This is a genomic window from Mesobacillus sp. (genome assembly GCF_057785455.1).
Genome location: NZ_JBYNSB010000060.1, coordinates 46,261 through 64,129, shown reverse-complemented (window position 1 = coordinate 64,129; position 17,869 = coordinate 46,261). Strand labels below are relative to the sequence as shown.

Sequence of the window (17,869 nt, the reverse complement as noted above, 5' to 3'; positions counted from 1 at the left end):
GTTTTTTATATGAAAATGCCTTTTAATGAAACATCTTTAGTTAAGGATATAGTCAATTCCTTTCCTCAATCCAGTGATTTATTCAAGAAGAACCGCCTAGATTTCTGCTGCGGAGGCAACCGGCCGTTATCAGAAGCTGCAGCAGAACAGAATGTGGATATTCCTGCCCTGATGGCAGAGCTGGCAGAACTTTTCAAAAAACTCAATGGTACACCCGACAGCATGGAAGTTTGGACTGAAACCGATTCAAAAGAACTCATTGACCATATTAAAAATAAATATCATCGTGAGCTTGAAGAGGAATTGTCCTTGCTGAGTCCTTATGTGACTAAAGTTTCAAAAGTCCACGGAGACCGGCATCAAGAACTGCTCCGGGTTTATGAGCTTTATTATGAATTAAAGAAAGAACTGCTTGAGCATACCGCAAAAGAAGAAGCAACCGTATTCCCGCTCTTGCTGGAGCTTGATGGAGCCGATCCTGAAAAAAGAACTGCGATCATAGCTGAAATCACTGAGCTTGAAAAAGAACATGACCATGCAGGTGCCATTCTTAAAGAACTGCGGGAAATCACTGCTGATTTCATTCCGCCTATGGATGCCTGCGGAACTTACAGGCTGGTATACAAGCGGCTGGAAGCCCTTGAAGCACACACTTTCATGCACGTCCATCTCGAAAACAATATTTTATTCCCAAGGTATATTGCCTGATTCCGCTGAAAGACCTCATCCAGACTGGATGAGGTCTTTCTTCTAACCCAGGAAAGGTTAGATGTTCTTTCCTGTGAAAAAAGCTCGCTATTGCCTTAAGTGTCACCATTATAAAACTCCAGAGAACAGGCGGGCGAATGATTCCTTCGACCTTTCTACCAGCCCTCGTTTATGGTATTGAACCGGACTGATTTTTTCTGAGTCGTGCATATCCTCTTCATAATGCGCGACCAGGTCGCGGATCGAGCTCGTTCCAAACAGGAACACATTCACTTCGAAATTCAGGTGGAAGCTCCTCAAATCCATGTTGGCAGTCCCGATCGAGGCAATATTCCCATCCACGATAATCACCTTTTGGTGAAGGAAGCCTTTTTTATATGAGTAAATCTCAGCCCCGTTCCTCAAAAGCTCTGAAAAGTAAGAACGGCTGGCATACTGTGTCAGGTAGCTGTCATTGATTTCCGGCACCATGATCCTGACTTCGATTCCTTTGGCAGCCGCCACTCTCAATGCCGTCCGGATCGCTTCATCCGGGACAAAATAAGGGGTTGCGATCCATATGGACTTAGTAGCGCAGGACATCATTGTATAATAAAAGTCACTCATAATCCCTTGCTGTGTATCGGGCCCGCTTGCCACCACCTGGATAGCGCCATCCAGTTCACCATCATCATTATGCTTCTTAACAGCCTTATGGTCCTCAAGAACTTTTTCGCCGCTGACATATTCCCAGTCAAGCAGGAACACATTGTGGAGAGTATAGACCGCTTCACCAGTCAGCATCATATGGGTATCGCGCCAGAAGCCGATGCTGTCATCTTCGCCCAGGTATTCAATGCCAACATTCAAGCCGCCAACAAAGCCTATTTCTCCATCGATGATAACAATTTTCCTATGGTTGCGGAAATTGAACTTTTGATTAAAGAAACCATATTTAAGCGGGGAAAATGGACGGGCCTTGATGCCTGCGTCATGCATCCGCTTCAGTTCTTTAGCAGCAAATTTGAGGCTTCCTGCAGCATCAAACATTAACAGTACTTCGACGCCCTGCTGAGCCTTTTCAATTAAAATCTCTATGATTTCTTTGCCAAGGCGGTCTGACCGGAAGATATAATATTCGATATGGATGAATTTCTCTGCCTGTCTCAATTTCTTTTTGATTTCTGAAAAGGTCTCATTCCCGTTTTTCAGGATCTTCGCTTTTGAACCTGTTGTAATCGGAGTCATTGACGCTTTTTTTGCATACTGGGCGAAGCATTGCTGATTGTCAGTCAGAAAAGATAGATCCCTGGATTCTTCCTGCCGCATCAATCTTTCCCATTGATCGCGGTCCTTCGTTCGTTTGCTTTTGTATAGGTATCCCTTCAAATACAGCTGCCCTGAAAACAGGTAAAAGAAATAACCGGCCACTGGAAAAAGGATCATGACATACATCCACATAAGGGTATGCTGGGCCGACCGGTTTTCAAGCATCAAGGAATATAAGCTGACAAAAATAATAAGTGCATAAACTGTAATTGCGACACCTTTAACCACCTGGCCATATCCTGTGAACAATACGATATAAACACAGGCTATCAAAATAAATACAAATAAAAATTCAATTCCTCTTTTCAGCATTCAGTCAATCTCCAAATCTTCGATAAGATATATTAGAGTTGTTTTATACCCAAAATCCACCTGTCCGGAAACATAGTATGTCCAGAAACGGAATGGCTGAAGCATGACCTCACATAATACCTCTTGCTTGCTCGTCTCTTTTAGCTGAAGTGCTGTTCATGAGAGCTGTTCACTGGAACGAAAAAAGACCCCCGAAGGAGTCTTTTTATTAACCGCCAATATAGGACATTTCTATTTTCTTTCTGGTTGCAGCTGTTTCTTCTGTCCGTTCGTCTGAATACCTGTCAGTACGGTGGTTCCAGATATCTGTTATTCTTGCCCTTAGCTCATCGTCAGTGGCACCGGCGCGCATGAAATCGCGGATATCATGTCCATTCCCATTGAACAGGCAAGTAAAGATCTGGCCATTGGCAGACAGCCGGGATCTTGTACAGCTTGAGCAGAATGATTCAGATACTGATGAGATAAAACCGACATTAATGTCCGTGCCCTTGTAGCGATACTTCTTTGCTACCTCGCCAAAATAGTCTGGATCTACCTTCTCAAGTTCATAATGCTCACTGATGATATTGTAGATTTCCTTTTTCGTGATCACATCGTCCATCTTCCAGCCGTTTGTGCTGCCCACATCCATATATTCAATGTACCTTAGCTCCAGGCCTTCATTTTTGCAGAATTCTGCCATTGGCAGGATTTCAGAATCATTAAGCCCTTTTTTAATAACGGTGTTGATCTTAACCCCAAGGCCAGCTTTTTTTGCAGCATTGATTCCTTCCATAACTGGGCCAACGCCAACATTGCGTCCATTGATTTCACCGAAAAGCTCATCCTTCAAGCTGTCCAGGCTGACATTCACCCTCTTCAACCCGGCATCCTTCAGCTGCTCTGCATATTTTGGAAGCAGTACTCCATTGGTAGTCAAGGCAATATCTTTTAATCCCGCAATGCTGTTCAGTTTTTTCACAAGCAGCGGCAAGTCCTTACGAAGCAATGGTTCACCGCCAGTAAGCCTGATTTTTTCGACACCCAGCTCAATGAACAAGATTGCAAGCCTTTCAATCTCCTCATAGGTCAATAGTTCGCTTTTCGGCAAAAAGGCAAAATCCGGGCCAAATTTTTCTGCAGGCATACAGTACTGGCAGCGGAAGTTGCATCGGTCTATAACAGAAATACGCAAATCGCGAAGCGGTCTATTTAATTGGTCTTTAATTATGTTTTTCGTCATATATGTCAACTCCAATGAGAGGTGATGATATTGATTGTAACAGCAGCCTCGTCCCTTTACTGTTAATATTCTCACATTAACATCAATTGTCCTCTATTTAAATAGTAGATTTACCCTTATATCTATATTACAACATAAAAACTGCGTGGATAGTGTTTTTTCCCTTAAATGTCATCATGTTGTCAATTTATTGCTATGAAAACTTCTCCAGTTCTGTGGTGCTTCGCGCCTTTCTCTTCAATCAACAGGCGTTTAAGCAATTATAGAGTGAAAACATAAAAACTGCATCAGAACTTGATGCAGTCATTGTATAGTTTATTTACTTTTTCCAGTCAACTCGCTGAACATGCCGACAAAGTTCTTTATTTCACCTGCTTCATTTTTCACAGGACTGATGGTCAGCCATTCAGGATAAATCTTGCCATTCTTTTTCTTATTCCAAATCTCTCCCTGCCAGAAACCATTCAGCTTAATGGCATTCCACATTTCCTTATAAAAATCTTCCCCGTGTTTGCCGGAACGAAGGACACGCGGATTTTTCCCGATGATTTCTTCAGGGGAGTATCCAGTTACTGTCGTGAAGGCTGGATTCACCTGCTCGATATTCCCTCTGACATCGGTAATCATGATGCCTTCTACTGTATGGTCAATGATGTTTTTAGCAAGGCTTAATTTATCCTGATAATACATCCAGAACACAATGATCAGGCTGGCTAGCGCAACCTGGGAAAGAGCCATGAAACCAATTGCGTAGTGGCCAGTCAGGTTGAACAGGAATGCCAGCATCAGCGGCGGGAAGAAGCCCCCTAGACCACCCATGGCAGAGACGATCCCGTTGACAATACCAGCCTGTTTTGAAAAATAAAGCGGAACCAGCTTGAAAACCGTACCGTTGCCGATACCAGCACAGATGGCGACTGCCAGACAGCCAATTGTATAAAGAGTCAGAGATGGCATGAATGAAAGCAGGATTCCTGCAACTGTCATCCCTCCGAAAACAAACATCAGGATGATGAAGGAATTGAACTTATCACCAAGCCAGCCGCCGATCGGCCTGAAAAAGGTAGCAAGTGCGATGAATCCGGCAGTCCTTAAACCAGCATCTACTTTTTCAAGATCAAAATGTGACACAAGGAAGTTTGGCAGATAAATTGTAAATGCAACAAATGAACCAAAAGTCAGGAAGTAGAATAAGCTCAGCGCCCATAGTTTCTGGTTTTTATAGACACTCTTAATCTGTTCTCCTAAAGGTGTTACAACCTTTGGCTCCTTCTTATCGCCAAGAATGAAGTTCATTAACGCGAATGCGAGCAGCAGGATCAAATACAATTTCACAGTGGACTGCCAGCCGAGCTGGGATGCAATTACCGGTGCAGAGAAAGTGGAAATCGCAGTTCCAAGGTTACCTACTCCATAGATACCATTAACAAATCCATGACGTTCCTTTGGATAATACTTTGGAAGAGAAGTTACTCCAACCGAGAAAACCGCTCCTCCAATACCGACGAACAAACCGCCAATCAATAAATCTGTGTAGCTATTAGCCATGCTTATATAAAATACAGGCAAAAGCAGTAAAATGAAACTGATGAAGAATAATTTCCTCGCACCATATTTATTGGTCCAATATCCGATTGGAATCCTTAATATTGATCCTAATACTACTGGAACCGCTGTTGCCATTGCGATCTGGTTTGCCGACATCTGAATATCCTCTTTAATGAATGGCATTAAGGATGACAGGATGACCCACACCATAAAACCTGCGATAAGGCTGAGCGTTTGCAGCGGCAGCTGAATTTTTTGTGTCTTCATGATTTTCTCCCCTTTTAATTTATGCAAATTCCTTTTTGGCTAAAAACGGACATAGAAGCTTTCTATGGGTAAATCGTAAAAAATTCAGAGGCTTTTAGATGTGACGAACTTCACACCTGTTTCGTTGTTCAATAAACCGTCACAGAAGTCCGCCAACCCGCGATTTAAGCGGCTAATTTTACCGTTATAATAAAGACGAGTGCTATTTGTTTCTGAATTGTGAACGGAATAGCTGGATAATGTGTCGACATTTTGACAATTCCCGTTTTGATATTTAGTTAACACTATGACGATGTTATTATTTTGACAATAACTCAAAAAGTCACGTGAGAAGACCGTTAAAAAGGCTTTTAATAAACGAAAAGGGTGAAGATCATGCCAAACACAAATAAAGCGACTCATTCTATTGAAATAAAGGAATTGCTTCAGTTTGCCGACCGGACCATACAGGCGAAGAAAGGAACCTATCTCTTCCAGGAAGGGATGGAGGCTGAAGAGCTTTATTTGATTCTGGGAGGCAAGGTCCAAATCAGCAAGGTCACCCAGGATGGCCGTGAGCTCGCATTAAGGATCTGCGGAGAAAATGATATTTGCGGAGAGCTGACACTATTCACAGATGCTCCAAAATATTTGTTAAGCGCTTTGATCCTTGAAGATGCAAAGATTGCCGCCATCAGAAAAGATGTCATTGAAAAAGAAATTTTCCAGAATCCCTCTCTGGCATTTGAATTCATGAAATGGATGAGTGATCATTTCCGCAAAACCCAGACAAAGTTCCGGGACCTGGTATTGAACGGAAAGAAAGGCGCCCTTTTTTCAACATTGATCCGTATGACCAACAGCTATGGGATCCAAAAGGATAACGGTATCCTGATCGACCTCCCCCTTACCAACCAGGAGCTGGCCAACTTCTGCGGGACTTCAAGGGAAAGCACAAACAGGATTTTGAATGACCTGAAGCGTGAAAATGTGATTTCCATCAAAAAAGGGAAAATCCTTATTCATGATGTAGATTTCTTGCGCCAGGAAATCGGCTGCGAAAATTGTCCAGCAGTATTCTGCAGTATTGATTAAGCAAAGTGAATAAATCAAAAACGAGTGAAGCCATTGCTTCACTCGTTTTTTCATGTTCTGCCAACTCTCTTTCCTGCTGGTCAGTTCTGCTTTTGTTTTCTCAATGCTTTCGGAATATAGACACAGAAAGGTTCACTTTCTAGGTAGTCACCAGTCATGGCATATGCACGTGATCTTGATCCGCCGCAAACATGCCTGAATTCACATACCCCGCATTTACCTTTATATTCATCCGGATTCCTCAGTGATTTGAACACAGGTGACTCTCTGTAAATTTCAGCAAGCGGCTGCTCACGGACATTACCTGCCTTAACAGGAAGCAGGCCGCTCGGGTAGACGTCCCCAATATGGGAAATAAACACAAATCCATTCCCATCGTTTACTCCTTTTGGCGCTCTTCCAAGACCATCGATTGACCCAGTCAAGCCTTCCTTTGTTAAAGCTGTGAGGTAATCGATTTCTTCGGAATGGTCTTTTGCTTCCCGCATTTTCTGCTGGATGACGACCCTGCGGTAGTGCTGGGCAGCAGTCGTTTTAATATCAAATTTCACTTTTTTGCTTAACTCGTACAGCCAGGTAAATACCTTTTCATGCTCAACAGGCGATATCATATCCTTTTCCTGTCCACGTCCAGTAGGAACAAGGAAGAATACGCTCCACAGCACACATTCGAGTTCTTCGATCACTTTTGCCATTTCTTCTAAATAATCGATATTATATCGAGAAATGACCGTATTGATCTGGATCGGGATTTCAAGTTCATGCAAATACTTTATCCGTTCGATTGTAAGGTCAAATGAGCCTGCTGTTCCGCGGAAATGGTCATGAATTTCAGCAGTCGGTCCATCAAGGCTGAAGGCCCAGCGCGACAGGCCGACCTCCTTCGCCTTTTCAATCGCTTCCTTCGTGACATTTGGTGTTGCACTTGGTGTCATGGAAACACGAACACCTTTTTTTACTGCATAAGAAGCTATATCGAATACATCCTCCCTCATCAGCGGGTCTCCGCCTGTGAAAACAAGCATCGGATTATTCATTTCGTATATTTGGTCAATCAGCGCTTTCCCTTCTTCAAAAGAAAGCTCACGCGGGTCACGTCTGTATTGGGCTTCCGCACGGCAGTGCAGGCATTTTAATTGGCAGGCTCTTGTCAATTCCCAAATCACAATGAATGGGTCCTTATTAAAATCTCTGGCAAACATCATTGGCCCCTCCTTAAATACTGCTTATAAAAGAAGTATAAGGATATTTACAACTTGATTAAGTGAACTACCTCACACAAAAAGCGGCAAAATTGATGATTTGTATGACAATTTTGTGACTGACAAATGGAGAAGCCTCTTAAGGACAGCTTCCTTTCCGCTTTCTTGCAACCTGTCCTTTTGATAGCCTATACGGACAGCTTCCCCTTCAACCCTTGGCAGCCTGTCCTTTTGGAAGCCTCCACTTATGGCCCTGCTTTCCTGCCCCTGATATCAACAGTGAAAAAAGCAGCAGGGGGACACCCTGCTGCTTCTGCCATAAATTCATTTAAGCCTAATCTCTAACGCCAAGTGCGATTTTAGCATATCGGGACATCATGTCTTTTGACCATGGCGGGTTAAAGACGATGTTAACTTCTGTATCTTTTACTTCGGGAAGGTCGGATAGTGCAAGTTTTACCTGGTCTACGATTGTGCCTGCAAGAGGGCAACCCATTGAAGTCAAAGTCATCGTGACAGTTGCAAGACCTTCTTCGTTTAAGTCCACATCATATACAAGACCCAAATTAACGATATCGACGCCAAGTTCAGGGTCAACGACCATTTCAAGCGCACCCATAATGCTTTCTTTCAAATCTTCATCCATTGGTGGTCACTCCTTTGTATTGCTTGTTTATTTCATCATAACAATGATTGCAAACCTTTTAAAGCAGAAAGGCATCAGACATGTTTTTCGAACCAGTTTGCTGCAGCTATGACTGCCGCATTCGAAACCGCATGCCCTGCTTTCTCATCAGTAATGAAATGGAACAAATCCTCTGCACCTTCATATTTTAACCTGTTTTGCTCGTAAAAATGATAGGCACCGGAGTAAGGCACAACCTGATCAAGTTTGCCATGCCAGAATAGCACCGGCCGGTTGTTTAATTTTTCAGGCTGAAGAGTCAGATCGTATTGTTTCAGCTCATTTAATAAAGAAGTGATTTCCTCCTTGGACAGCTCCAGTTTCACATTGCGTTTTTCAATTTCATTCAGCTGCCATAATGCCAACTGTTCATACGAAGGATCCCCCATTAAACTGACAGCGGCCTTGATCCAGTCATATTTCGCAAGTGCACCAAGCGTGGTGATGGCACCCATGGATGTTCCGGCCACACCTATGCGATCTGGGTCAGCAAGCCCTTCACCAACTAATATATCTCTGATTGTTCCTGTTTCAGCAATCGAATTGAGGACAATCTCCCAGAAGTGGAAACCAAGCTGGGATTCGGATAGACCTTCAGCTCGCTCTCCATGATATTTTGCTTCCGGCATTATGACCCGGAAGCCTTTTTCTGCAAATAGATATGCAGGGTGCATATTTCGTTCCTTTGTGCTTGTAAAGCCATGCAAAAAGATGACCAAAGGCATCCTTTCTGAAAATTGATTTTGTTTTACAACATGGAGAACGGGAATATGATTTAAGCGTTTCTTCTCAACAACAATCAACGTTAACCCTCCTGGAGCTCTTAGCGGAAAATCCCGAATCGGAATTTACCGCACTGAAATGTTCTAATAATGATTTTTTTACACTTTATATGTAAAATGGTTAGCATAGTAGTTATGATACAATTACAAAAAACATCCAATATATGTATTGTAGAACTCTTGAGGAAAAAGAGCCAATCATATGCATATCATGTAAACAAGCAAAAAATAGATTAAAGAAGGAGTATTTATGGCAGAAAAACATTTAATCGCATTAGATTTAGACGGTACATTGCTTACAGATGATAAAACAATTTCAGAAAAGAATAAACGCGTACTTAAAAAAGCCCGGGATGAAGGACATATTGTCATGATCGCGACTGGCAGGCCATTCCGTTCCAGCGAAATGTACTATCATGAGCTTGAATTGGATACACCGATAGTCAACTTTAACGGAGCTTTCGTCCACCATCCGCTTGATGCAAAATGGGGAGTCCACCATTCTCCTCTGTCAATCGATGTAGCCAAGGATATCGTAGAAGCTTTGGATGACTTTAAATACCACAACATCATTGCCGAAGTAATTGACGACGTTTATGTTCATTATCATGATGAAAAATTAATGGATATTTTCAATCTTGGCAATCCGAAGATCACAACAGGCGACCTTAGAAGGTATTTGAAGACATCGCCGACAAGTATGCTGATCCATTCTGATGAAGATGATGTCAAAAAAATCCGCGCCCACCTGTCCGAAGTTCACGCAGAAGTCATCGATCATCGCAGCTGGGCGGCTCCATTCCATGTCGTAGAAATCGTTAAATACGGACTGAATAAAGCCGTCGGTCTAAAGAGGGCATCTGATTACTTCCAAATCCCGCCTGAAAGAATCATTGCTTTTGGCGATGAAGATAATGATTTAGATATGCTTGAATATGCAGGCCGGGGAATTGCTATGGGCAATGCCATTGACGTTGTAAAAAATATCGCTAATGACATCACGCTGACTAATGAAGAAGATGGAATCGGCGTTTATCTGAATGATCTGCTTAACTTAAAAGCATTGTGATAGTGTATCCAGGACAGGGAGATTCCTCTCTTTCTTTTTAATTCTGTCATTATAATTTCATAGTTATTTTTTGCCTTCACTTCTACCATATGGCTTTAATCCTGTGAATTAGTGGCCTTAGTGCTTCTGCCTCGCAATAATCCTTTGACTGACTGGCTAGTGAGCAGCTTTTTCAAAGGAAAACCAAAAAAAGCCTTTTAGTGTGCTTAAGATTGATTCCTCGCCTAAAGGGCATACTACTAACGAAGCGGCTTTAAAAGCCAGTTTCAAAATTCGCTCGTATATGGAGGGGTAAACGATGGGTAAAAGCAACAAATCCAAACGTTTTGTTCAGCAAAGTGCAGATTCTGTATCCCAGCATAGTCAACGAATCCCTTACCACACCACGTATGCCGAGGCTGAAGCTCAAAAAATGGCCAATGTCAGAGAATCCTCTTTAGGAGGAATCTAAATGGGAAACAGGCTTTTTCAGGAAGCTCGAAAAGCAGTTCAATTAGCTAAAACTGCACAGCCTAGCGAACAGGGAGCGGCCATCAGCACAGCTAAAAATGCTCTTTCATCAGCATATGCCAATACAACTATTGCTGAGAAGGAGCAGCTTCGGTCATTTCAGGACGAGCTGAATTCAATTGAGAATAAGTAAAAGGAAGGCTGGCTCATCGGATGATGGCCAGCCTTCCCTCTATTTGAGGCTATTAAAGTTCTCAAGCAGCACCGGATAGGTATGGATAATCGAGCCATCATTACCCAATTCATACAAATTCAGCATCAGCGCGCCATTTTCAGGCAGCTTGCCTGCCGGGATGGAAATATCAAAAGAGAAAGGCTTCCACTCCCGATCTTTGGCCCCAAGATTCACCTCAGTCTGTGGGATTTGCTGATTATGGCCATCCTCGACTGAATAATAGAACTTCCCATTTTGCGGTCTTGCTTTTCCGGTAATATGGTAATTACCAGTGCTTCCTTCAGACTTAACAGCTTTGAAAACAGGGTTTTCGCCAGGAATATAAGTTGTTTTTATATCCTTAAGCTTGGATTTTTCGACCACATCTTTGCCATTCACACTTACGGCCTTTAATTCAGCGGTGACCGTGTATTCCCCCTCATCCACTCGAATGCCTTGGGATGAATAGTCCCATGTTTCTCTCCACTTTATGCTTTCCTGCGGCTTCAGGGTGATTTTTTCAAACACCTGGGCAAAGGCCATTCCCTCTGAAAATTGATAAACCTTCTTTTTCTTGGCATCAGTGACGATGATTTCATATTTCTGTGAGGTAGGAAATTCGAATGTAAGCGGTGAATTCTCATTATTGATGAGATACAGCTCGAATTCGGCCTGTTCCGGACCAGCAAGGGGATTTACATAAAAGCTGAAATCCGGCTGTGATGATACAGACTGCTTATCCTCACCAATCGCCAGTGCGGGTGCAACAGCCATTAACATTAAAATAATCAGCAAGCTTATTTTTTTCATATATGTTAGCCCCTTTCTATTTCTATTCCTTTCGGAAGAATCCAAAAATACCTGCTGTCTCCACGATATTTGTAAATGCCTGAGGGTCAACATCCTTTAAAATTCTTTCAAGATCGTATAGCTCATATCGGGTAATGACAATGATGAGCATATCCCTTGGCTCTCCGGAAAAAGCTCCCTTCGCCGGAAGGAGTGTGATGCCGCGCACCAATTTATCATGGATAGCCACCTTCAATTCATCCGATTTCTTGGTAATGATCATGGCTGTCAGCTTTTCATGGCGTGTATGGATCGCGTCAATCACCCGTGTTGATACATATAGTGCCACAAGAGTATAAAGGGCATTTTCCCAGCCGAAAATATATCCTGCTGTCAGTATAATGATGCCATTCAATGTAAAAAAGTATGTACCTACCGGCCTGTCCTTCATTCTTGATAGCACCATTGCGATGATATCCATCCCGCCTGTCGATGCCCCCCATTTCAAGGTGAGTCCGACACCAAGCGCTGCAATAACACCACCAAAAACCGCATTCAGTAAAATATCACTTGAAACTTCTTTTACAGGAATTATTTCAAGGAAAAAAGATGAAAGTACTACAGATATAAAGCTATACAAGGTGAACGATTTGCCTACCTTCATCCAGCCAAGAATCGTTACGGGAATGTTCAATAGCAATAATAAAATCCCTGTTGATATAGTAAATGGCGCATATTGGCCAAGTATGCTTGAAACCAGCTGGGCAATCCCGGTAAACCCGCTCGCATAAACATTTGCAGGTATCAAAAAAAAGTTCAGTGAAAGAGCATTCAGGAATGCACCAATTACCACGATGATGATTTTCTTCGTTTCTAACCAGACCATGTAAATCCCCCTTCTATTTTCTATTCTTCCTCTACCCCTATTTTGCCGAAAATCACTACATTTAATTGTCTTTTTGCGATATTACCGATAAACTATTAACATAATAAGGTTGAAAGCAGGTGTAAGTAGTATGTCAGTAAAAATTATGGCTGACAGTGCATGTGATTTGCCATTGGACTTCTACGAAGAAAATGGCGTGATTTTATTTCCGTTGAAGGTTCAAATTGATGGCACAGAATACGAGGACCTGAAAACGATCCAGCCAAAAGAGGTATATGATGCGATCCGCGCTGGAAATCTTCCTAAAACCTCACAGGCATCCCCTGCTGGTTTTAAAGAGGTATTTACTGAATTAGCCAAGAATAAGCAAGACGGAATATACATAGCATTCTCTTCGCAATTATCCGGGACATATCAGACAGCTGTGATGATTGCGGAACAGGTAAAAGAAGAATTTCCAGATTTCAGCCTGTCAATTATAGACACTAAATGTGCGTCACTCGGACAAGGCCTGGTTGTGAAGGAAGCCGCGAGGATGGCACAGGAAAATTTGTCTAAGGAAGAAATTTTAAAGGATATCGAATTCCGCAGCCAGCATATGGAGCATCTATTTTCCGTTGATGATCTCGACCATCTTGCAAAAGGCGGCCGAGTATCCAAAGCCTCTGCCTTTGTAGGCGGACTATTGAACATCAAGCCTCTTTTGAATGTTGAAGACGGCAAGCTAGTCCCTATCGAAAAGCTCCGCGGCAAAAAGAAGCTCCTGCGCAGGATCATCGAAGTGATGAAGGAACGCGGCCAGTGCTTCGAACAGCAAACAGTCGGGATCAGCCATGCAGATGATCTGGAAACTGCAGAAGAAATGAAAAAACTGATCATGGAAGAACTTCATGCAAAAGAAGTTCTCATCACTCCGATTGGTGCAGCTGTTGGTTCACACACTGGAGCTGGAACGATCGCTATTTTCTTTTTAAATGAATTGAATTCATAAACTTTCACTTACATACTCCTTTCGGGTTTTAGGAAAAATAATATTGATCCTATTCCGAAAGGAGTTTTCTTTATGCCACATACATCAGATAACGATAAAAAAGCAAAGGACAATAATGCCCTTCGCCATGAAAAAAATATGATGCGGGAGAAAAACCGCAAAGCCGGAAAAAACGAGTACTCAAAGAAAACCGACCATCTTTGATAAAAACAAAAATAGAGCCCCCTCGGCTCTATTTTTGTTTTAAATAAGTCCAATTATTTTCCTGATAAATTTTATCTTCTTTCATTAGACGCCCCAAAGCACGCTTGAATGAACCCTTGCTCATCCCGAAGCGCTCCTGGATATCCTCCGCCATGCTCTTGTCATGATAGGGCATGGCGCCATTTCTTAATTCAAGATAGTTCATGATTTTTTCGGAATCTTCATCCAATGCTTCCTGTTTGCGTGGCAGCATCGAGATATTCACCGAGCCATCTTCTTTCACATCGACGATACGCCCTTCAACCTTTTCGCCAATACGCGGCTCTGTGCGGCGCTGTGATTCATGGATGAAGCCCTTGAACCCCTCAGCCGTAATGATCCAGCTTCCGACACGTGCAGTACGATAGATATAGCCGTGCACATTCTTGTTAAAATCTTTCCTGGTCGCCTTGATAGAGATTTCCTGAATCACCGGGTCAGTAGCCATCCGTGCGTAAATCATATTATTGCGGTTCACACGCAAGGTGATGTAAAGCAAGTCCCCTTTTTTCGGCCAAACAGACTTCATTACCGGCAAATCCTCCTCACCAAGCAATATATCCTTGCTGATGCCGATATCAAGGAAAATGCCGACTCCCGGCTTCTCATCAACGACAGATACCCACCCATATTGCCCAACCGTTACTTTCGGTATTGTCGTAGTAGCTGTCATCCTTCCCCTTGAATCCACAAAAAGAAATGCTTCAACTTTGTCGCCTTCTTCAAAAGTCCGGTCCGTATCATTCGAGTGCAGCAGGACATCTTCCTCACCATCTGTCAAAAAGTATCCATAGTCCGCAATCCTTGCAACAGTCAATTCAACAATTTGACCCGTATATTCATTCAAGGACATAAAATTCCTCCTATATGTAAAAATTAATTTTTTCATGAGTAAATTTCATAAAAAATAAAGTTTAAAGCTGTTCTTCGCTTCTAATGAAAGTATACCCTAAATTACGCAAAATTGTTTGAACTGCTATATTTTACTATAATGAACCCATAAATAAAATGTTTTTCTGGAGGTAGCCATGTCTAAAGATAGTTCATTTGATATTGTATCCAAAGTTGAGATGTCTGAAGTAACAAATGCGATCAGCCTTGCCATGAAGGAAATCCAAAACCGTTATGACTTTAAAGGAAGCAAAAGTGATATTTCACTTGATAAAGAAGAACTGGTCCTCATCTCAGATGATGAATATAAGCTTGACCAGCTGAAAGATGTTCTATTCAGCAAAATGTTCAAACGCGGAATCCCTGTCAAGAACCTCGACTATGGCAAAGTGGAACGTGCCAGTGGCGGAACTGTCCGCCAAAGGGCAAAGCTGGTCCAGGGAATCGATAAGGAAAATGCCAAGAAAATAAATACACTCATCAAAAATAGCGGACTCAAGGTGAAGAGCCAGGTTCAGGATGATCAAGTTCGCGTAACCGGTAAAAACCGTGATGATTTGCAAAAGATCATTGCTGCCATTAAAGAAGCAGATCTTACGGTTGATGTACAATTCGTGAATTATCGTTAAAAATGTGCAAAAACTAAATACGAAAAGGAAAGCGGACATTGTTAAATCATGTCCGCTTTTGCTTTGGGTAAAGTCATAAATCATCCACATCTCACCAAGAGTTTTAACCTGTTTACAAGGTACAATTAGGAATAATAACAATATTAGAGTTCACTTATTAAACATTCACAAATCCTTCACAAAGTTCTATTGGATTTACCCTATTTACGAGTTAATATACCAGTAGGGGTATTAATAACTTAACTTTTTTTACCGAAAGGATGACAATAAAATGGGCAAAAAAATCGTTATTGTAGGCGGAGTAGCAGGCGGAGCAACTACAGCAACTAAACTGAGAAGATTAGATGAGCAAGCTGAAATTGTACTATTTGAAAGAGGAGAATTCATTTCCTTCGCAAACTGTGGTTTGCCATATCATATAAGCGGTGTTATCGAAGACCGTAATAAATTGCTGCTTCAGACTGTAGAAGGCATGAACGCACGCTACAATCTGGACATCCGCAATTTTTCCGAAGTGACAGGAATCAATCGTGAAGATAAGACAGTTTCAATCAAACATGTCCAAACTGGCGAAGAATACACTGAAAGCTACGATGTTCTTGTTCTTTCACCTGGAGCAAAACCTATCGTTCCGCCAATAGAAGGCCTGAAGAGTGAAAATGTATTCACATTAAGAAATATTCCAGACATGGATAAAATCAAACACTACCTTGAAGACAAAAAACCTAAAAATGCTGTAGTGATCGGCGGCGGTTTCATCGGGCTTGAGATGGCAGAGAACTTAATCCATGCAGGCGTGAAAGTGACGCTTGTCGAAAAGCTGCCTCAAGTTATGGGACCAGTAGACCCAGAAATGGCGGCAATCGTCGAAGATGAGTTAAGGAAGAATGGCGTGGAATTAATCCTTGGTGATGGTATTACCGACGTACAGGAAAATGGCACAAAGGTGGTCCTTGAAAGCGGCAAGGTGCTTGATGCAGAATTGATCATCCTGTCCATTGGTGTGCGTCCAGAAAACACGCTCGCTCTGGAAGCTGGGTTAGAGCTCGGTGAACGAGGCGGTATCAAGGTAAATGAATATCTTCAGACATCCGATGAAGCGATCTATGCAATGGGTGATGCGATCGAGGTCACTGACTACATCAATGGCCAGCCAACTATGATTCCATTAGCATGGCCAGCTAATCGCCAGGCACATATTGTCGGACACCATATCAATGGCCGCAAGATTGCATACCCTGGTACATTAGGTACATCTATTGTAAAAGTATTTGAACTAACAGCTGCTACTACAGGCAACAGTGAAAAGCTCTTAAGAAGGCTTGGAATCCCTTATGAGGTTGTTCATATCCATCCTATGTCACATGCGGGCTATTACCCAGGTGCAGAGCAAATGTCACTTAAGGTGATATTCGATAGAGAAACAGGCAAAATCTACGGTGCTCAGGCGGTAGGTAAAGATGGCGTTGATAAGCGTATTGATGTCATTGCAACAGCAATCAAAGGCGGTTTGACTGTTTATGATTTACAGGAGCTTGAACTTGCATATGCACCCCCATTCTCATCTGCTAAAGACCCAGTGAATATGGCTGGCTACGTAGCATCCAATATTGTTGACGGTACTATTGAAACTGTACAGCATTATGAAGTAGATGAATTGATCAAGGATGGTGCGGTGATGATCGACGTCCGCACTGAGAAGGAGCATGCAGCCGGGAAAATTGAGGGCTCCAAGAATATCCCACTTGATGACCTGCGCGGCCGCCTTGATGAGCTGCCAAAGGATGAAACAATCCTGATCACTTGCCAGGTTGGCTTAAGAGGCTACCTAGCATCACGCATCCTGCAGCAAAACGGCTTTAAGGTTAAAAATCTTACAGGCGGTTATAAGACATATTCCGTTTATAAAAATAAACTATAATATTGAAGGGCGGCTCCTGTTATGGAGCCGTTTTTGTTATTTTTGGCTTACTGCTTTAGCTTTTCTTTATAAATTTTATTATAAAGAAAAGCTATTAGGACCTTCTAGCCTTAACAATTCTCTATTGGTGGTCCTAATAAAGGTCATTAGGGCCTTCCTGCATCTAAATCTCTAGATGGATGGCTCTAATAAAGGCGATTAGGACCTTCCTCCAGCGAAATCCCACGATGGATGGTTCTAATAAAGGCTATTAGAACCTTCCTCCTCCAAAATCACAAGATGGATGGCTCTAATAAAGGCTATTAGAACCTTCCTCCACCTAAATTCCCCTCTGGATGGCTCTAATAAAAGCTATTAGGACCTTCCTCCACCAAAATCTCTCATTGGAAGGCTCTAATAAAGGCTATTAGGACCTTCCTTCACCAAAATCTCTCGTTGGATGGCTCTAATAAGAGCTATTAGGACCTTCCTCCAGCGAAATCTCTCGTTGGATGGCTCTAATAAAGGTCATTAGGACCATTCCCCACCGAAATCCCTCGTTGGATGGCTCTAATAAAGGCTATTAGAACCTTCCTTCACCAAAATCCCTCGATGGATGGCTCTAATAAAAAGCTATCAGAACCTCCTTCCCTCTTATATTCAATTTTTATTTTTTCCTTATCGATCAGAGATTCG

General features: G+C 42.4%; 18 protein-coding genes. 9 read left to right on the top strand and 9 right to left on the bottom strand.

Annotated elements, in window-relative coordinates; genetic code table 11:
* The first annotated feature begins 9 nt into the window (after positions 1 to 9).
* On the top strand, positions 10 to 708 hold the full coding sequence (gene ric / locus AC3EBE_RS21660) for an iron-sulfur cluster repair di-iron protein (RefSeq protein WP_488597099.1): 699 nt from the start codon (positions 10 to 12) through the stop codon (positions 706 to 708).
* Positions 709 to 816: 108 nt separating this feature from the next.
* Here the strand turns inward: ric and cls are convergent, their stop codons facing one another.
* The 3 genes from cls to AC3EBE_RS21645 form a co-directional block, all read right to left on the bottom strand.
* Positions 817 to 2,328, bottom strand: a complete 1,512-nt coding sequence (gene cls, locus AC3EBE_RS21655; protein WP_488597098.1) for a cardiolipin synthase — start codon at positions 2,326 to 2,328, stop codon at positions 817 to 819.
* A 208-nt stretch (positions 2,329 to 2,536) separates the two neighbouring features.
* Positions 2,537 to 3,553 (bottom strand): GTP 3',8-cyclase MoaA, encoded by a 1,017-nt coding sequence (gene moaA / locus AC3EBE_RS21650; RefSeq protein WP_488597097.1) that lies wholly within the window; start codon positions 3,551 to 3,553, stop codon positions 2,537 to 2,539.
* A 315-nt stretch (positions 3,554 to 3,868) separates the two neighbouring features.
* The gene (locus AC3EBE_RS21645) at positions 3,869 to 5,368 is read right to left on the bottom strand and encodes a nitrate/nitrite transporter (protein ID WP_488597096.1); all 1,500 of its coding nucleotides are present in this window, start codon (positions 5,366 to 5,368) and stop codon (positions 3,869 to 3,871) included.
* 375 nt (positions 5,369 to 5,743) lie between these two features.
* On the opposite strand from AC3EBE_RS21645, the gene AC3EBE_RS21640 reads away from it, so the two are divergent.
* A complete protein-coding gene (locus tag AC3EBE_RS21640; RefSeq protein WP_488597095.1) occupies positions 5,744 to 6,442 on the top strand; it encodes a Crp/Fnr family transcriptional regulator in 699 nt (232 codons plus the stop codon).
* Between the two features lie 80 nt (positions 6,443 to 6,522).
* On the opposite strand, the gene AC3EBE_RS21635 is transcribed toward AC3EBE_RS21640, so the two are convergent.
* From AC3EBE_RS21635 to AC3EBE_RS21625, 3 genes are all read right to left on the bottom strand, one after another.
* Positions 6,523 to 7,644 (bottom strand): TIGR04053 family radical SAM/SPASM domain-containing protein, encoded by a 1,122-nt coding sequence (locus AC3EBE_RS21635; RefSeq protein WP_488597229.1) that lies wholly within the window; start codon positions 7,642 to 7,644, stop codon positions 6,523 to 6,525.
* Between the two features lie 334 nt (positions 7,645 to 7,978).
* Entirely contained in the window at positions 7,979 to 8,290 is a 312-nt protein-coding gene (locus AC3EBE_RS21630) for a metal-sulfur cluster assembly factor (protein ID WP_488597094.1), read from the bottom strand.
* Between the two features lie 74 nt (positions 8,291 to 8,364).
* Positions 8,365 to 9,132, bottom strand: coding sequence for a prolyl oligopeptidase family serine peptidase (locus AC3EBE_RS21625; protein WP_488597093.1), 768 nt, complete (start codon positions 9,130 to 9,132; stop codon positions 8,365 to 8,367).
* 229 nt (positions 9,133 to 9,361) lie between these two features.
* Between AC3EBE_RS21625 and AC3EBE_RS21620 the strand changes: the two genes are divergently transcribed.
* The 3 genes from AC3EBE_RS21620 to AC3EBE_RS21610 all read left to right on the top strand — a co-directional run bounded on the left by AC3EBE_RS21620 (position 9,362) and on the right by AC3EBE_RS21610 (position 10,823).
* On the top strand, positions 9,362 to 10,180 hold the full coding sequence (locus AC3EBE_RS21620; RefSeq protein ID WP_488597092.1) for a Cof-type HAD-IIB family hydrolase: 819 nt from the start codon (positions 9,362 to 9,364) through the stop codon (positions 10,178 to 10,180).
* 298 nt (positions 10,181 to 10,478) lie between these two features.
* Complete coding sequence (locus tag AC3EBE_RS21615) at positions 10,479 to 10,631, top strand: hypothetical protein (RefSeq protein ID WP_488597091.1); 153 nt, start codon at positions 10,479 to 10,481, stop codon at positions 10,629 to 10,631.
* Positions 10,632 to 10,823: a DUF3813 domain-containing protein gene (locus tag AC3EBE_RS21610; protein ID WP_488597090.1), complete on the top strand. Its 192-nt coding sequence runs from the start codon at positions 10,632 to 10,634 to the stop codon at positions 10,821 to 10,823.
* A 39-nt stretch (positions 10,824 to 10,862) separates the two neighbouring features.
* Here AC3EBE_RS21610 and AC3EBE_RS21605 read toward each other — a convergent pair whose 3' ends face one another.
* A complete protein-coding gene (locus AC3EBE_RS21605; protein ID WP_488597089.1) occupies positions 10,863 to 11,654 on the bottom strand; it encodes a BsuPI-related putative proteinase inhibitor in 792 nt (263 codons plus the stop codon).
* Positions 11,655 to 11,676: 22 nt separating this feature from the next.
* A complete protein-coding gene (locus AC3EBE_RS21600; RefSeq protein ID WP_488597088.1) occupies positions 11,677 to 12,519 on the bottom strand; it encodes a YitT family protein in 843 nt (280 codons plus the stop codon).
* A 130-nt stretch (positions 12,520 to 12,649) separates the two neighbouring features.
* On the opposite strand from AC3EBE_RS21600, the gene AC3EBE_RS21595 reads away from it, so the two are divergent.
* Positions 12,650 to 13,510: a DegV family protein gene (locus AC3EBE_RS21595; protein WP_488597087.1), complete on the top strand. Its 861-nt coding sequence runs from the start codon at positions 12,650 to 12,652 to the stop codon at positions 13,508 to 13,510.
* A gap of 72 nt (positions 13,511 to 13,582) precedes the next feature.
* Complete coding sequence (locus AC3EBE_RS21590; protein ID WP_125478228.1) at positions 13,583 to 13,714, top strand: DUF3941 domain-containing protein; 132 nt, start codon at positions 13,583 to 13,585, stop codon at positions 13,712 to 13,714.
* Between the two features lie 28 nt (positions 13,715 to 13,742).
* Here AC3EBE_RS21590 and AC3EBE_RS21585 read toward each other — a convergent pair whose 3' ends face one another.
* The gene (locus AC3EBE_RS21585; RefSeq protein WP_488597086.1) at positions 13,743 to 14,606 is read right to left on the bottom strand and encodes a CvfB family protein; all 864 of its coding nucleotides are present in this window, start codon (positions 14,604 to 14,606) and stop codon (positions 13,743 to 13,745) included.
* 175 nt (positions 14,607 to 14,781) lie between these two features.
* On the opposite strand from AC3EBE_RS21585, the gene AC3EBE_RS21580 reads away from it, so the two are divergent.
* Both AC3EBE_RS21580 and AC3EBE_RS21575 read left to right on the top strand, forming a co-directional pair.
* Positions 14,782 to 15,273, top strand: coding sequence for a YajQ family cyclic di-GMP-binding protein (locus AC3EBE_RS21580; protein ID WP_488597085.1), 492 nt, complete (start codon positions 14,782 to 14,784; stop codon positions 15,271 to 15,273).
* A gap of 271 nt (positions 15,274 to 15,544) precedes the next feature.
* The gene (locus tag AC3EBE_RS21575) at positions 15,545 to 17,194 is read left to right on the top strand and encodes a CoA-disulfide reductase (RefSeq protein WP_488597084.1); all 1,650 of its coding nucleotides are present in this window, start codon (positions 15,545 to 15,547) and stop codon (positions 17,192 to 17,194) included.
* Positions 17,195 to 17,869 lie beyond the last annotated feature (675 nt).

Excerpts from the sequence above, each read along its gene's own strand:
- ric (WP_488597099.1), top strand. The coding sequence starts at position 10 with ATGAAAATGCCTTTTAATGAAACATCTTTAGTTAAGGATATAGTCAAT.
- cls (WP_488597098.1), bottom strand. The coding sequence starts at position 2,328 with ATGCTGAAAAGAGGAATTGAATTTTTATTTGTATTTATTTTGATAGCC.
- moaA (WP_488597097.1), bottom strand. The coding sequence starts at position 3,553 with ATGACGAAAAACATAATTAAAGACCAATTAAATAGACCGCTTCGCGAT.
- AC3EBE_RS21645 (WP_488597096.1), bottom strand. The coding sequence starts at position 5,368 with ATGAAGACACAAAAAATTCAGCTGCCGCTGCAAACGCTCAGCCTTATC.
- AC3EBE_RS21640 (WP_488597095.1), top strand. The coding sequence starts at position 5,744 with ATGCCAAACACAAATAAAGCGACTCATTCTATTGAAATAAAGGAATTG.
- AC3EBE_RS21635 (WP_488597229.1), bottom strand. The coding sequence starts at position 7,644 with ATGTTTGCCAGAGATTTTAATAAGGACCCATTCATTGTGATTTGGGAA.
- AC3EBE_RS21630 (WP_488597094.1), bottom strand. The coding sequence starts at position 8,290 with ATGGATGAAGATTTGAAAGAAAGCATTATGGGTGCGCTTGAAATGGTC.
- AC3EBE_RS21620 (WP_488597092.1), top strand. The coding sequence starts at position 9,362 with ATGGCAGAAAAACATTTAATCGCATTAGATTTAGACGGTACATTGCTT.
- AC3EBE_RS21615 (WP_488597091.1), top strand. The coding sequence starts at position 10,479 with ATGGGTAAAAGCAACAAATCCAAACGTTTTGTTCAGCAAAGTGCAGAT.
- AC3EBE_RS21610 (WP_488597090.1), top strand. The coding sequence starts at position 10,632 with ATGGGAAACAGGCTTTTTCAGGAAGCTCGAAAAGCAGTTCAATTAGCT.
- AC3EBE_RS21605 (WP_488597089.1), bottom strand. The coding sequence starts at position 11,654 with ATGAAAAAAATAAGCTTGCTGATTATTTTAATGTTAATGGCTGTTGCA.
- AC3EBE_RS21600 (WP_488597088.1), bottom strand. The coding sequence starts at position 12,519 with ATGGTCTGGTTAGAAACGAAGAAAATCATCATCGTGGTAATTGGTGCA.
- AC3EBE_RS21595 (WP_488597087.1), top strand. The coding sequence starts at position 12,650 with ATGTCAGTAAAAATTATGGCTGACAGTGCATGTGATTTGCCATTGGAC.
- AC3EBE_RS21590 (WP_125478228.1), top strand. The coding sequence starts at position 13,583 with ATGCCACATACATCAGATAACGATAAAAAAGCAAAGGACAATAATGCC.
- AC3EBE_RS21585 (WP_488597086.1), bottom strand. The coding sequence starts at position 14,606 with ATGTCCTTGAATGAATATACGGGTCAAATTGTTGAATTGACTGTTGCA.
- AC3EBE_RS21580 (WP_488597085.1), top strand. The coding sequence starts at position 14,782 with ATGTCTAAAGATAGTTCATTTGATATTGTATCCAAAGTTGAGATGTCT.
- AC3EBE_RS21575 (WP_488597084.1), top strand. The coding sequence starts at position 15,545 with ATGGGCAAAAAAATCGTTATTGTAGGCGGAGTAGCAGGCGGAGCAACT.